This window comes from Pseudomonas sp. P108 (assembly GCF_032613195.1).
GTDB lineage: Bacteria > Pseudomonadota > Gammaproteobacteria > Pseudomonadales > Pseudomonadaceae > Aquipseudomonas.
Window position 1 is genome coordinate 4803929 of record NZ_CP126691.1, and the last position, 12933, is coordinate 4816861.

Annotated in this window: 9 protein-coding genes; 2 read left to right on the forward strand and 7 right to left on the reverse strand. The window is 60.5% G+C overall.

Going from position 1 to position 12933, the window contains the following annotated elements:
• From cmk to mtnA, 7 genes are all read right to left on the reverse strand, one after another.
• Positions 1-690, reverse strand: a complete 690-nt coding sequence (gene cmk, locus QOM10_RS21065) for a (d)CMP kinase (RefSeq protein WP_064391442.1) — start codon at positions 688-690, stop codon at positions 1-3.
• On the reverse strand, positions 687-2894 hold the full coding sequence (locus QOM10_RS21070; RefSeq protein ID WP_238704418.1) for a bifunctional prephenate dehydrogenase/3-phosphoshikimate 1-carboxyvinyltransferase: 2208 nt from the start codon (positions 2892-2894) through the stop codon (positions 687-689). Before QOM10_RS21070 ends, cmk begins: the two co-directional genes overlap by 4 nt.
• A gap of 28 nt (positions 2895-2922) precedes the next feature.
• The gene (gene hisC, locus QOM10_RS21075; protein WP_034155292.1) at positions 2923-4035 is read right to left on the reverse strand and encodes a histidinol-phosphate transaminase; all 1113 of its coding nucleotides are present in this window, start codon (positions 4033-4035) and stop codon (positions 2923-2925) included.
• A gap of 13 nt (positions 4036-4048) precedes the next feature.
• On the reverse strand, positions 4049-5143 hold the full coding sequence (pheA, locus tag QOM10_RS21080) for a prephenate dehydratase (protein ID WP_007908404.1): 1095 nt from the start codon (positions 5141-5143) through the stop codon (positions 4049-4051).
• The gene (gene serC / locus QOM10_RS21085) at positions 5143-6228 is read right to left on the reverse strand and encodes a 3-phosphoserine/phosphohydroxythreonine transaminase (RefSeq protein ID WP_127929286.1); all 1086 of its coding nucleotides are present in this window, start codon (positions 6226-6228) and stop codon (positions 5143-5145) included. Before serC ends, pheA begins: the two co-directional genes overlap by 1 nt.
• 229 nt (positions 6229-6457) lie before the next feature.
• Positions 6458-9232 (reverse strand): DNA gyrase subunit A, encoded by a 2775-nt coding sequence (gene gyrA, locus QOM10_RS21090; RefSeq protein ID WP_127929287.1) that lies wholly within the window; start codon positions 9230-9232, stop codon positions 6458-6460.
• Positions 9233-9655: 423 nt separating this feature from the next.
• On the reverse strand, positions 9656-10732 hold the full coding sequence (gene mtnA / locus QOM10_RS21095) for an S-methyl-5-thioribose-1-phosphate isomerase (RefSeq protein ID WP_316916893.1): 1077 nt from the start codon (positions 10730-10732) through the stop codon (positions 9656-9658).
• Positions 10733-10840: 108 nt separating this feature from the next.
• Here mtnA and QOM10_RS21100 point away from each other — a divergent pair, with 108 nt between their 5' ends.
• Entirely contained in the window at positions 10841-12175 is a 1335-nt protein-coding gene (locus QOM10_RS21100) for a TRZ/ATZ family hydrolase (protein ID WP_160041351.1), read from the forward strand.
• Between the two features lie 56 nt (positions 12176-12231).
• Entirely contained in the window at positions 12232-12930 is a 699-nt protein-coding gene (gene ubiG / locus QOM10_RS21105) for a bifunctional 2-polyprenyl-6-hydroxyphenol methylase/3-demethylubiquinol 3-O-methyltransferase UbiG (RefSeq protein WP_007908399.1), read from the forward strand.
• The last annotated feature ends 3 nt before the right edge of the window (positions 12931-12933 follow it).

Genomic DNA, 12933 nt, shown 5'->3' on the forward strand with positions numbered 1-12933 from the left:
TCACCCGGCGATATCGCGAATGGCGATCTCGCTCATGATGCGTTCAAGCACCTGATCGATGGACAACTCCGTGGAATCCAGCTGTATGGCGTCAGCCGCCGGCTTAAGCGGGGCTACCGCTCGCTGGGTGTCACGCTCGTCGCGTGCACGGATCTCATCTAGCAGACTCGACAGACTAACACCCTCGACTTTGCCCTTCAACTGCAAATATCGACGGCGCGCCCGCTCCTCGGCACTGGCGGTCAGGAAAATCTTCAGCGGCGCATCAGGAAAAACCACCGTTCCCATGTCGCGACCGTCGGCCACCAGGCCCGGCGCTTCCTGGAATGCACGCTGGCGCTGCAGCAGCGCCTCGCGCACGGCGGGCAATGCAGCCACTTGCGAAGCACCGGAGCCGACGCTTTCGGTGCGGATCACATCACTGACTTCGTCGCCCTCCAGAATGATTCGCTGCAACTGACCTTCGGTCGCCGCAATGAACTGCACATCCAGATGAGCGGCGAGTTTCTTCAGCAGCTCTTCATTGGTCAGGTCGACACCATGGTTGTGCGCAGCAAAGGCGAGCAAACGGTATAGCGCACCGGAATCCAGCAGGTTCCAGCCCAGACGCTTGGCCAGAATTCCGGCTACGGTGCCCTTGCCCGAGCCGCTTGGCCCATCAATGGTGATGACCGGTGCAATGTTTTTCACGACTGAGCCTCTTGTGCCACACGAATACCGACCTGCCCGCACAGCGCGAGGAAGTTGGGGAACGACGTCGCGACGTTGGCGCAATCATGGATGCGGATCGGTGCAGTGGCGCGCAACGAGGCAACGCTGAACGCCATCGCAATACGGTGATCGCCGTGACCATGCACTTCGCCGCCGCCGATCTGGCCGCCGTCGATGATGATGCCGTCCGGGGTTGGCTGGCATTTCACGCCCAGCGCCAACAGGCCGTCAGCCATCACCTGAATACGATCCGATTCCTTGACCCGCAGCTCTTCTGCGCCAGTCAGCACAGTGCGCCCTTCGGCACAGGCTGCGGCGACGAACAGCACCGGGAATTCGTCGATAGCCAACGGGACCAGCTCTTCAGGAATCTCGATACCTTTAAGCTTAGCTGCCCGCACGCGAAGGTCAGCGACCGGCTCGCCGCCAACTTCACGCTGGTTCTCCAGAGTGATGTCCGCGCCCATCAGACGCAGGATGTCGATGACGCCAGTGCGGGTCGGGTTGATGCCGACGTGCTCCAGCACCAGCTCCGAACCTTCAGCGATCGAAGCCGCCACGAGGAAGAACGCCGACGAAGAAATGTCGCCCGGCACTTCAATGTGAGTTGCAGTCAGCTTGCCGCCAGACTCAACCGAAGCCGTAGCGCCTTCAACGCTTACCGGATAGCCGAACCCGCGCAGCATGCGCTCGGTGTGATCGCGAGTCGGCGCCGGCTCGGTCACGGTGGTTTTGCCTTCAGCGTACAGACCGGCAAGCAGCAGGCAGGACTTCACCTGCGCACTGGCCATCGGCATGGTATAGGTCAGGCCTTTAAGCTTGTGACCGCCACGAATGGTCATCGGCGGACGACCTTCGGCAGCAGTTTCAATCACCGCGCCCATTTCACGCAGCGGATTGGCTACGCGATTCATCGGGCGCTTGGACAACGACGCATCGCCAGTCAAAACGCTGTCGAAGTTCTGCGCCGCCAGCAGGCCGGACAGCAGACGCATCGAGGTACCGGAGTTGCCCAGATAGATCGGGCCCGGAGCCGGCTTCAGACCGTGCAGGCCGACACCGTGGATGGTCACGCGGCCGTGATGCGGGCCTTCGATGACCACGCCCATGTCACGGAACGCCTGCAAGGTCGCCAGGGCGTCTTCGCCCTCAAGGAAGCCTTCGACTTCAGTGACGCCTTCGGCCAGCGAGCCGAGCATGATCGAGCGGTGGGAAATCGATTTGTCACCCGGTACGCGAATCCGACCGGACAGGCGGCCACCAGGTTGAGCCAGGAAGATCAGATCGTTGGAATTCATAGCGTCCACATAGGCCCTGCGGGCCAGGATTTTACTGAAATGCTCGCGGGCAACCCGGGCGCGCGTGAAAACGCCCAACAATTGGTGCCCATCCCCTGCATCGACCGCGTCGCGCAAGGCGTCGAGGTCGCTGCGAAATGTATCGAGTGTGCGCAGGACAGCCTCGCGGTTGGCGAGGAAGATGTCGTGCCACATCACCGGGTCGCTTCCGGCGATTCTTGTGAAATCGCGGAAACCGCCCGCAGCGTAACGGAAGATCTCAAGATTTTCATTGCGCTTGGCCAACGAGTCGACCAGACCAAAGGCCAGCAGGTGCGGCAAATGGCTGGTCGCAGCCAGCACTTCATCGTGACGCTCGACCTGCATGTGCTCGACGTCGGCGCCCAATTCGCGCCACAGACGGTCGACCACAGCCAGCGCAGCCGGATCGGTTTGCTCAAGCGGCGTGAGAATCACCTTATGACGACGGAACAGCTCGGCATTGGAGGCTTCCACCCCGCTCTGCTCGGAACCGGCAATCGGATGGCCCGGCACGAAACGCGGCGGCATGGCGCCAAACGCTTCGCTGGCTGCGCGTACAACATTGCCTTTGGCGCTGCCGACGTCAGTCAGAATCGCCTGCCCCAGATCCATGCCCGCCAGACGCGCGAGCACTTTTTCCATGGCCAGGATCGGCACTGCCAACTGAATTACGTCAGCACCCTGACAGGCTGCCGCCAAGTCATCTTCACAGCGATCCACAACGCCCAACTCAACCGCCAGCTTGCGCGACTGCGGGTCGAGATCGACCCCGACCACTTCGCGGCAGATACCGCTTTCACGCAAGCCTTTGGCAAACGAACCACCGATCAACCCCAGACCGACCACCACAAGGCGACCGATCATAGGTGCAGCAGATTGCAGTGCAGTGACATCACCCACGAGCCAGAACCTTGCGCAGCGCTTCGAGGAAGCGGCTGTTTTCCGCCGGCAGACCGATGGTCACTCGCAGGTGGTTCGGCATGCCGTAGTTGGCCACCGGACGCACGATCACGCCTTCGCGCAGCAAGCCCTGAAACACCGGGGCTGCGACTTGAGCGAGGTCGACGCAGATGAAGTTGCCTTTGGATTCGATCCAGCTCAGGCCCAGCTCACGGAAACCGGCTTGCAACTGCTGCATGCCCGATTCGTTGAGCTGGCGGCTTTGCGCCAGATATTCCTCGTCTTTCAACGCCGCACACGCCGCCGCCAACGCGAGGCTGTTGACGTTGAATGGCTGGCGAACACGGTTCAGCACGTCCGCCACCACGGGTGTCGACAGACCGTAGCCGACACGCAGCGCTGCCAGACCGTAGGCCTTGGAGAACGTGCGCGAAACCAGCAGATTCGGGTAAGCCGCTAGGAAATCCAGACCGTCCGGCAGATCACTGCCTTCGGCGTACTCGATGTATGCCTCGTCGAGCACCACCAGCACATGCTCCGGAACATCCTGCAGGAATTCGTCCAGCGCTTCAGCGCCGAACCAGGTACCGGTCGGGTTGTTCGGGTTGGCGATGAACACTACGCGAGTGTTGGCATCGATGGCCGCAAGCATCGCCGGCAGGTCATGCCCCCAATCCTTGGCTGGCACCACTTTGGCTTGCGCGCCGACCGCCTGAGTGGCAATCGGATACACCGCAAATGCGTGCTCGCTGAACACCGCATTGAGGCCCGGGGCCAGATAGGCGCGCGCAACCAGCTCGAGAATGTCATTGGAACCGTTGCCCAGCGTGACCTGATTGAGGTCTACGCGGCATTGCTCGGCCAGCAGCGATTTCAGTGCGAAACCGTTGCCATCCGGATAACGGGTCAGCTCGGCCAGCTCTTCGCGGATCGCCGCCAAGGCTTTCGGACTGGCACCCAGCGGGTTTTCATTGCTCGCCAGTTTGACGATTTTTGCCGGATCCAGATCCAGCTCGCGCGCCAGTTCGTCCACAGGCTTGCCTGGAACGTACGGCGAAAGTTGTTGCACGCCCGGCTGTGCCAGAGCGAGGAAGTTGCCACTCATTTGCTACCGCCCCTTAGAGAACTGCTTTCGGGTAGGAACCCAGCACTTTGAGTGCTACTGCTTCCTGACTGATCTTTTCCAGCACACCTTTGATCAACGGATCACGGTGGTGACCGACGAAGTCGATGAAGAACACATACGTCCATTTGCCGCTGCGCGACGGACGGGTTTCGATGCGGGTCAGGTCGATCCCGTTGTCATGGAACGGCACCAGCAACTCGTGCAGCGCGCCGGGTTTGTTGCTCATCGACACGATGATCGAGGTCTTGTCGTCGCCGGTCGGCGGCACTTCCTGGTTACCGATCATCAGGAAGCGCGTCGAGTTGTCCGGACGATCTTCGATCTTCTCGGCCAGACGAGTCAGACCGTAAAGCCCTGCCGCCATGTCACCGGCGATCGCCGCCGAGTTCCATTCGCCTTTAACCCGCTTGGCCGCTTCGGCGTTGCTGGATACCGCCACGCGCTCGACATTCGGGTAATGCGCGTCCAGCCACTTGCGGCACTGGGCCAGCGACTGTGCGTGGGAATAGATGCGGCTGATGCTGTCGGTCTTGGTGTTTTCACCGACCAACAGGTGATGGTGAATACGCAGCTCGACTTCGCCACAGATGACCATGTCGTGTTCGAGGAAGCTGTCCAGCGTGTGGTTGACCGCGCCCTCGGTGGAGTTTTCCACCGGCACCACGCCAAAATTCACCGCACCGGCCGCCACTTCACGGAACACTTCGTCGATCGCCGCCATCGGCTTGCTGATCACCGCATGACCGAAGTGCTTCATGGCTGCCGCTTGGGTGAAGGTGCCTTCAGGGCCCAGATAGGCCACTTTCAGCGGCTGCTCCAGCGCCAGGCACGACGACATGATTTCGCGGAACAACCGCGCCATCTCTTCGTTACCCAGCGGCCCCTGATTGCGCTCCATCACACGCTTGAGCACCTGAGCTTCGCGCTCAGGACGATAGAACACCGGCACTTCGCCTTCGGCCAGCGAGGCCATCTTTACTCGCGCGACTTCCTGGGCGCAACGCGCACGCTCACTGATCAGCTCCATGACTTTGGTGTCCAGAGCGTCAATGCGAACGCGCAGTGCCTTGAGTTCTTGCTCGGACATCAGCCGTGTTCCTTCTCGAATTCAGCCATGTACGCCACCAGCGCGTTGACCGCGGTGATGTCGACGGCGTTGTAGATGGAGGCGCGCATGCCGCCCACGGAGCGGTGGCCCTTGAGGTTGAGCAGACCACGCTCTTCGGCACCGACCAGGAACGGCTTGTCCAGACGATCGTCAGCCAGACGGAACGGCACGTTCATCCACGAGCGATCCGACTTGTTGATCGGGTTGCTGTAGAGACCGCTGGCGTCAATGAAGTCGTACAGCGTGCGCTGCTTGACGTCATTGAGCCTGGCGATGGCTTCAACGCCACCCTGCTCTTTCAGCCACTGGAACACCAGACCGGACAGGTACCAGGCCAGGGTCGGCGGGGTGTTGTACATCGAGCCGTTATCCGCTGCGACTTTGTAGTTGAGCATGGTCGGGCATAGCGAGCGCGCTTTGCCGAGCAAGTCTTCGCGGATGATGTTGACGACGATGCCGCTTGGGCCGATGTTTTTCTGCGCACCGGCGTAGATCATGCCGAAACGCGAGATATCGACCGGGCGCGAGAGGATGTCCGAAGACATGTCAGCCACCAGCGGTACATCACCGACTTCAGGAATCCACTGGAATTCCAGACCGCCGATGGTTTCGTTTGGCGCGTAGTGAACGTAAGCGGCGTCTTTCGACAGGTTCCACTCGTTCTGGCCCGGAATGGCGAAATAGTCGTAAGGCTTGGCAGTGGCGGCAACGTTGACGTGGCCGTAGCGCGAAGCTTCTTCAATGGCTTTCTGCGACCAGATACCGGTGTCGATATAGTCGGCCGAGCCGCCTTCAGGCAGCAGATTCAGTGGGATCTGCGCGAATTGCTGGCTGGCGCCACCTTGCAGAAACAGCACTTTGTAGTTCGACGGGATATTCAGCAGGTCACGCAGATCCTGCTCGGCCTGGGTGGCGATGGACACGAACTCATCACTGCGATGGCTCATTTCCATGACCGACAGACCCTTGCCGTGCCAATCAAGGAGTTCACCCTGGGCACGTTGCAGGACAGCTTCAGGAAGCGCCGCAGGACCGGCGCAGAAGTTATAGGCTCGCTTGCTCACATCCAATCTCGCTCTGATTTGGTGGTCACTTAAATCTATTGGTCTGCGGATGATCGTTCCCACGCTCTGCGTGGGAATGCATCCGATGACGCTCTGCGTCATGGGACGCGGAGCGTCCCGAGCGGCATTCCCACGCAGAGCGTGGGAACGATCCTGCGCAGTGTCGCAAATTTTCAAACGGGACAAATAACAAGGGGGCGAATTCTCATCCGCCCCCTCGTTTGTCCGCTTATTCTTGCGGTTCTTCGTCTGCTGCGGCGTCGAGTTGCTGGTCTTCGCCAGCATCGTCGATCACGACGCTGCCTTCGAATTCCTCACCCTCTTCACCCTCAAGCTCTTCACCTTCGACTTCCGAAGGTTCCTGAACCCGCTCCAGTCCGACCAGGGTTTCATCCTTGGCCAGCTTGATCAGCGTCACACCTTGAGTGTTACGACCCAGGCTCGACACTTCGTCGACACGGGTACGTACCAGAGTGCCCTGATCGGAGATCAGCATGATTTCTTCACCATCCTGCACCTGAACCGCACCGACCAGACGGCCGTTACGCTCGTTGCTGACCATGGCGATAACGCCCTGACCACCACGCTTGTATTCAGGGAACTCGGTGATCGCCGTGCGCTTGCCGTAGCCGCGCTCGGAAGCAGTGAGAATTTCGCTGCCTTCTTCCGGAATCAGCATGGAAATCAACTTCTGCCCTTCCGGCAGACGCATACCACGCACACCGCGGGCGGTACGGCCCATGGCGCGAACTTCGGATTCCTTGAAGCGCGTCACTTTGCCGCCGTCGGAGAACAACATGATTTCCTGCTCGCCATCGGTGATGGCGGCGGAGATCAGGATGTCGCCTTCGTCCAGTTCCAGCGCGATCAGACCCACGCTGCGCTGACGGCTGAAGGCCACCAGCGGGGTCTTCTTCACAGTACCGTTGGCGGTCGACATGAAGATGAACGGTGCTTTCTTGCGGTCAGCAGCCTTGATGCGAGCGCGACGCTCTTCGTCGGTCTCGTTGCTGTTTTCGATTTCTTCTACATCAGCCTCGGCGCCTTCGGCTTCTTCTTCATCAGCCTGACGCTTCATGGCTTCGAGATCGACCGGCAGCATGGTGGTGATGTATTCACCCTCGCTCAACGGCAACAGGTTGACCAGCGGACGACCACGGGCGGCGCGGGACGCTTCCGGAATCTCGTAGGTCTTGAGCCAGTACACCTTGCCCTTGCTGGAGAACAGCAGCAGCGTGGTGTGGCTGTTGGCAACCAGCAGGTGAGCGATGTAGTCCTCATCCTTGACGCCAGTAGCCGACTTGCCTTTACCGCCACGACGCTGAGCCTGGTACGCAGCCAATGGCTGGGTCTTGGCGTAGCCACCGTGAGAGATGGTCACGACACGCTCTTCTTCCGGGATCATGTCACCCAGGGTCAGATCGAGACGGGCATCGAGGATTTCGGTGCGACGCTGGTCGCCGTATTCGGCACGGATCACTTCCAGCTCTTCGCGGATCACTTCCATCAGGCGCACGGCGCTGTTGAGGATGCGGATCAGCTCGCCGATCTGGTTGAGGATCTCTTGATACTCGGCCAGCAGTTTTTCGTGTTCCAGACCAGTCAGACGGTGCAGACGCAGTTCCAGAATGGCTTGTGCCTGTTCTGGCGACAGGAAGTACTTGCCTTCGCGCAGACCGTATTGCGGATCGAGGTTTTCCGGACGGCACGAATCGGCACCGGCACGCTCAACCATCGCCACCACCGCCGAAGACTCCCACGGCGTGCTGACCAGCGCTTCTTTAGCTTCCGACGGCGTCGGCGAGGCTTTGATCAGGGCGATGACCGGGTCGATGTTCGACAAGGCAACGGCCTGGCCTTCGAGGATGTGACCACGCTCGCGCGCCTTACGCAGTTCGAACACGGTACGGCGGGTAACCACTTCGCGACGGTGACGGACGAAGGCTTCCAGCAGATCCTTGAGGTTCAGGATGCGTGGACGGCCGTCGATCAGCGCAACGATGTTGATGCCGAAAACCGATTGCAGCTGGGTCTGGGCGTAGAGGTTGTTGAGGATCACCTCAGGCACTTCGCCGCGACGCAGTTCGATCACGACGCGCATACCGTCCTTGTCGGACTCGTCGCGCAGCTCGGTGATGCCTTCCAGCTTCTTCTCTTTGACCAGCTCGGCGATCTTCTCGATCAGACGCGCCTTGTTCAGCTGATAAGGGAGCTCGGTGATGACGATCTGCTGACGGCCACCGACCTTGTCGATGTCTTCAATGATCGAACGCGCACGCATGTAAATGCGCCCGCGACCGGTGCGGTAGGCTTCGATGATGCCGGCGCGACCGTTGATGATCGCGGCGGTCGGGAAGTCCGGACCCGGGATGTATTGCATCAGTTCATCGACGGTCAGCTCAGGGTTGTCGATGAGCGCCAGGCAACCGTCGATGACTTCACCGAGGTTGTGCGGCGGAATGTTGGTCGCCATGCCCACGGCGATACCGCTGGAGCCGTTGACCAGCAGGTTGGGAATACGGGTCGGCATGACCGCCGGGATCATTTCGGTGCCGTCGTAGTTCGGCACCCAGTCCACGGTTTCTTTGTGCAGGTCAGCCAGCAGCTCGTGCGCCAGCTTGGTCATGCGCACTTCGGTGTATCGCATGGCCGCAGCGTTGTCGCCGTCGACCGAACCGAAGTTGCCCTGACCGTCTACCAGCAGGTAGCGCAGGGAGAAAGGCTGAGCCATACGAACGATGGTGTCGTACACCGCGGTATCACCGTGCGGGTGATACTTACCGATCACGTCGCCGACAACACGGGCAGATTTCTTGTACGGCTTGTTGAAGTCGTTGCCCAGCTCGCTCATCGCGAACAGTACGCGACGGTGCACGGGCTTGAGGCCATCGCGCGCATCCGGCAGTGCACGGCCGACGATCACGCTCATCGCGTAGTCGAGGTAGGACTGTTTCAGCTCGTCTTCGATATTGACCGGGAGGATTTCTTTGGCCAGTTCGCCCATGAGAAGCCTGATTCCTTTTTCTGGTGAAACTTCGTCATATCCATGTGGGAGCAACGAAGCTCGTCGGGGCAGGCCGAGTGCCATGCGCCGACTTACGACAAATCAACATTGGATCGCGGATTTGCGCAGTAAAGACAGCTCCGTGGAGCTGCCTCGGAAAACGCCGGATGTTATCACAAAGGCCGCCACGCACCTATCCCCCTGATGCGCATGGAGCATAGTTAGTTGACCGGTGACAGGCTTAACGGGGACGAGAGAGGCTCAGAGCTTCTTTGAATGCAGAATTCAGGCTTGGTTTGGGGATGTTTATTGACTTTTAAGGCCCTTTCGCGAGCAGGCTCGCTCCCACATTGTTCTGTGGCGTTCACAAAAACTGTGGGAGCGAGCTTGCTCGCGAAGATGTCGACGCGGAATTCAAGCCTGTTAATGCAGGCGCTTGCGGCACATCAACTGGGCCATTTTCGCGGTATCCGGGCGCTCGACGATGCCCTTTTCGGTGACGATGGCGTCGATCAGGTCGGCCGGCGTCACATCAAACACCGGGTTGAACGCATCAACGTCGGCACCGACACGCTTACCGCCGACTTCCAGCAACTCGGCACCGTCACGTTCTTCAATCGGGATGTCGTCGCCACTGGCCAGATTCATGTCGATGGTCGAACTCGGTGCCACCACCATGAAGCGCACGCCGTGGTGCATGGCGTTGACCGCCAGTTGATAGGTGCCGATCTTGTTCGCCACATCACCGTTGGCGGTGATGCGGTCAGCGCCGACGATCACCCAGGTCACGCCTTTGGTTTTCATGATGTGCGCGGCGGCGGAGTCGGCATTGAGCGTTACCGGGATACCTTCGTTGGCCAGCTCCCACGCGGTCAGGCGCGAGCCTTGCAGCCACGGACGGGTTTCATCGGCGTAAACGCGCTCGACCATGCCTTCTATAAAGGCTGCGCGAATGACGCCCAGTGCCGTACCGAAACCACCGGTGGCCAGTGCGCCAGTATTGCAGTGGGTCAGAATCGCCTGAGCATTGCCCTGATGTTTGCGGATCAGGTCGACGCCGAGCTGCGCCATGGTCAGGTTGGCTTCACGGTCGCTTTCGTGGATGGCGATGGCTTCGGCTTCCAGCGCCGCCAGCGGATCGGCATTTTCTTTCAGGCGATCGAGGCGATCATGCATACGGCCGAGCGCCCAGAACAGGTTGACTGCGGTCGGGCGAGAATCGGCCAGCAGGGCGAAATCCTCTTCCAGCGCCGCGTACCAGTCGCCACCTTCGGCAATCCGCGCACGTGCTGCCAGCACGATGCCGTAGGCTGCACTGATGCCAATGGCCGGCGCACCGCGCACTACCATCGAGCGAATCGCTTCAGCCACGCCAGCGGCGCTGGTGTAGGCGATCCAGGTTTCCTCGAACGGCAAAATACGCTGATCCAGCAGGTGCAGCGCGCCGTCACGCCAATCGATGGCCTTCACTTTTTCCGCAGCCAACAGTCGATCGCGCATCCTACACCCCGCACTCATGAACAAAAGCCGCCGATTATAGCGATCCCCCCGCGAAGACGCTCGGGTATACTTCGCCATCCTTTACAAAAGCACTGGAACCGACCCTCGATGCCGAAACCTGCCATTGCGCTCGACTTATTATTGCTGCCGACCTGGCTGGTACCCGTCGAACCTGCAGGCGTTGTGCTCAAAGAGCACGGCCTGGGCATCCGCGACGGTCGCATCGTGTTTATCGGCCCGCGCGCCGAAGCATTGAAGTGTAACGCCACTGAAGTTCGCGAACTGCCGGATGTGCTGCTCGCCCCCGGCCTGATCAATGCCCACGGCCACGCGGCGATGACGCTGTTCCGTGGCCTGGCCGACGATCTGCCGCTGATGACCTGGCTGGAAAACCACATCTGGCCGGCCGAAGCGAAATGGGTCAGCGAAGATTTTGTCCGTGATGGCACCGATCTGGCCATCGCCGAGCAGATCAAGGGTGGCATCACCTGTTTTTCGGACATGTATTTCTTCCCGAAAGTCGCCAGCGAGCGCGTGCACAACAGCGGTATTCGCGCGCAGATCGCGATTCCGATCCTCGACTTTCCGATTCCCGGCGCCGCGAGCGCCGATGAAGCCATTCGTCAGGGTGTCGAGCTGTTCGGCGACCTGAAGCATCACGACCGCATCAAGATCACGTTCGGCCCTCATGCACCGTACACCGTCGGCGACGAGAATCTCGAGAAAATCCGCGTGATTGCCGAGGAGCTGGACGCAGCGATCCACATGCATGTCCACGAAACGGCGTTCGAAGTCCAGCAAGCACTGGAGCAACGCGGCGAACGTCCGCTCGCTCGCCTTGGTCGTCTCGGCCTGCTCGGCCCGCGTTTCCAGGCTGTGCACATGACCCAGATCAGCGATGACGACCTGGCGTTGCTGGTAGAAAGCAACACCAGCGTGATCCATTGCCCGGAATCCAACCTCAAGCTGGCCAGCGGTTTCTGCCCGGTCGAGCGTTTGTGGCAGGCTGGGGTAAATGTCGCGGTCGGCACCGATGGCGCGGCAAGCAACAATGATCTCGACCTGCTCGGCGAAACACGCACCGCTGCGCTGCTGGCCAAAGCCGTCGCCGGTTCGGCCACCGCGCTGGATGCCCATCGGGCGCTGCGCATGGCCACACTGAATGGCGCGCGCGCACTGGGCATCGAAGCGCAGGTTGGCTCACTGGAAATCGGCAAAGCCGCCGACATCGTCGCTTTCGACCTGTCCGGCCTGGCCCAGCAACCGGTGTATGACCCGGTTTCGCAGCTTATCTATGCCACCGGTCGCGATTGCGTGAAACACCTGTGGGTCGCCGGCAAGCAACTGCTTGACGACCGCCGCCTGACGCGGCTGGATGAAGAACAACTCGGCGCCACCGCCCGGGCCTGGGGCCAGCGCATCAGCGGCCACACCGAATCGTAAACACCGCGGAGCACAATCCGCGGCTACAGCCTTTTTCAAGTTTCAGAGGATTCAACATGAGCAACGTCGACCACGCCGAAATCGCCAAATTCGAAGCCCTGGCCCATCGCTGGTGGGATCGTGAAAGCGAATTCAAACCGCTGCACGACATCAACCCGCTGCGGGTCAACTGGATCGACGAGCGGGTCAATCTGGCCGGCAAGAAAGTCCTCGACGTCGGTTGCGGCGGCGGCATTCTCAGCGAAGCCATGGCCCAGCGCGGTGCCACCGTAATGGGCATCGACATGGGCGAAGCGCCGCTGGCGGTCGCGCAACTGCATCAGCTGGAATCCGGCGTCAGCGTCGAATACCGCCAGATCACCGCCGAAGCGCTGGCCGAAGAAATGCCTGAGCAGTTCGACGTGGTGACTTGCCTGGAAATGCTCGAGCACGTACCGGATCCATCCTCGGTCATCCGCGCCTGCTTCCGCATGGTCAAGCCTGGCGGCCAGGTGTTCTTCTCGACCATCAACCGCAACCCGAAGGCGTACCTGTTCGCCATCATCGGCGCTGAATACATCATGAAGCTGCTGCCGCGCGGCACCCATGACTTCAAGAAATTCATCCGCCCGTCCGAGCTCGGTGCCTGGAGCCGCATGGCCGGCCTGACCGTCAAGGACATCATCGGCCTGACGTACAACCCGCTGACCAAGCACTACAAGCTGGCCAACGACGTTGACGTCAACTACATGATCCAGACCCTGCGCGAGGAGTAAGCC